General features: G+C 59.1%; 2 protein-coding genes. Both read right to left on the reverse strand.

Annotated features, from left to right (window positions below; all coding sequences use genetic code 11):
* Window positions 1–245: 245 nt before the first annotated feature.
* Entirely contained in the window at window positions 246–935 is a 690-nt protein-coding gene (locus CXY80_RS19625; RefSeq protein ID WP_199182182.1) for a hypothetical protein, read from the reverse strand.
* The gene (locus tag CXY80_RS19630; RefSeq protein WP_199182183.1) at window positions 911–1,177 is read right to left on the reverse strand and encodes a hypothetical protein; all 267 of its coding nucleotides are present in this window, start codon (window positions 1,175–1,177) and stop codon (window positions 911–913) included. Before CXY80_RS19630 ends, CXY80_RS19625 begins: the two co-directional genes overlap by 25 nt.
* Between the last annotated feature and the right edge of the window lie 251 nt (window positions 1,178–1,428).

The following is a 1,428-nucleotide window of genomic DNA, read 5'->3' on the forward strand; positions in this document are numbered from 1 at the left end:
ACATGGTGATGATTCCTGATTCTCGCCCTACATCAAACGGCGAACTTGCTGTTAGCTACTGGCCTCACCCAACGGTGACACGTAGGGCTCGGCCAGGTATTTCCTGATCTCCACGACTTCCCGCACTGGTATTTTGCGCACTCGCAATTTAGCGCGCAACATGCCTCCGGTAAGGAGCTCTATGACTAAGTACATGCCGGACCGCATGAGGTCTACACACCGCTCCACTCCGGTATCAGAGCGTGCTAACAGAATGGTGAGACCCTACGCATCAGTTGTGCGGTTCGGGGGCTGTTCGAGCCGGGAGCGCAGGGCTGCGAGGATGCGAGCGATATCCATGGCGATCCTGTCGCGGCACCCATCGATGTCGCAGGCGCCGAGTCTCGCCGTTCGTCCAGTTCGGTCATGAGGGACGCAAGCGTGTCCGCTGCAGCGGAATACGATGTTCGATCCGTATTTCCCGAATCCCAGTCGCGGAACACCGCAGCCACCGCGTCAAGAGCCAAACTCGGTGACGGGCGCAACTCCGGTTTCAGCTCGACGTCTACCGGGGTGCCCAACATCGCCCTGGCAAGGACCTCCGTGAGGTCATGCACGTGAAAGGCGATGGTTTCAAGGGCAACCAGGTCCTTGAAATCAGCGCTCAGGTCTCGATGGTGGATCCGATCCCGCGGATTGACTTTGCGAGTGTCATCGGCCTGGTGCAACGCAGCGCGCAGGTCGCCAGAAATACTGACGAGCGCGTCACTGCGGGATGCCCAGCCGTCGCGCTCAGGCGGCCAGCTCTCGGTCAGTGCCTCGGCGACTTCGGACAAATGATCTGCCAGCACCGAGCGATATTTCGAGAGCTGCCGGCCCACATCATTGAGGTTTACCGCGGGAAAGACCAGCATGTTAACAAAGAGCCCAATCACCATGCCGAGGCTGATTTGCACGACGTATCCGATGGAGTAGGCATCGGCGTGTGGGCCGCCCACGACGAGCCGAACACAACCGTAACCGGGATATATTCGCGGTTATTGCCGAACCATCCAACGGCAGCGATCAGAGCGCCAACACCGACGGCAACCGAAAGGGTCACTGCATTTAGCTGACTGAAAACGAGCACTGCTGCGGCGAGCAGAATCCCAACGACAAGGCTACCCAGCGTGTGCAGGGCATTCCTCACCGAGCCCATGAGCGTAGGGTACATGCTCACGAGGGCACCCGTGGTGTGTAATAGGGGTAATCATCGGCCACTCCGGGCGAGTACGGCGCGACAGACCAAGCTATACCGACGGCGATGGCGGCTTTGACCGCCTGCAGGCTACGTGACCTGGTTATCTGCGATTTCACCCGCCTGGCCCTGCCCCCGTTGAGTGGACACCTCACAAGAGAGAATGTTCACATGGGAAAGACACGCAGGGAGTTCACTCCTGAGTACAAAGA

Source organism: Cryobacterium sp. M91, assembly GCF_002929615.1.
In the GTDB taxonomy this organism is placed as follows: Bacteria; Actinomycetota; Actinomycetes; order Actinomycetales; family Microbacteriaceae; genus Cryobacterium; species Cryobacterium levicorallinum.

What these genes read in the sequence shown, in the direction of transcription:
- CXY80_RS19630 (WP_199182183.1), bottom strand. Translation starts at nt 1,177, where the DNA reads ATGGGCTCGGTGAGGAATGCCCTGCACACGCTGGGTAGCCTTGTCGTT.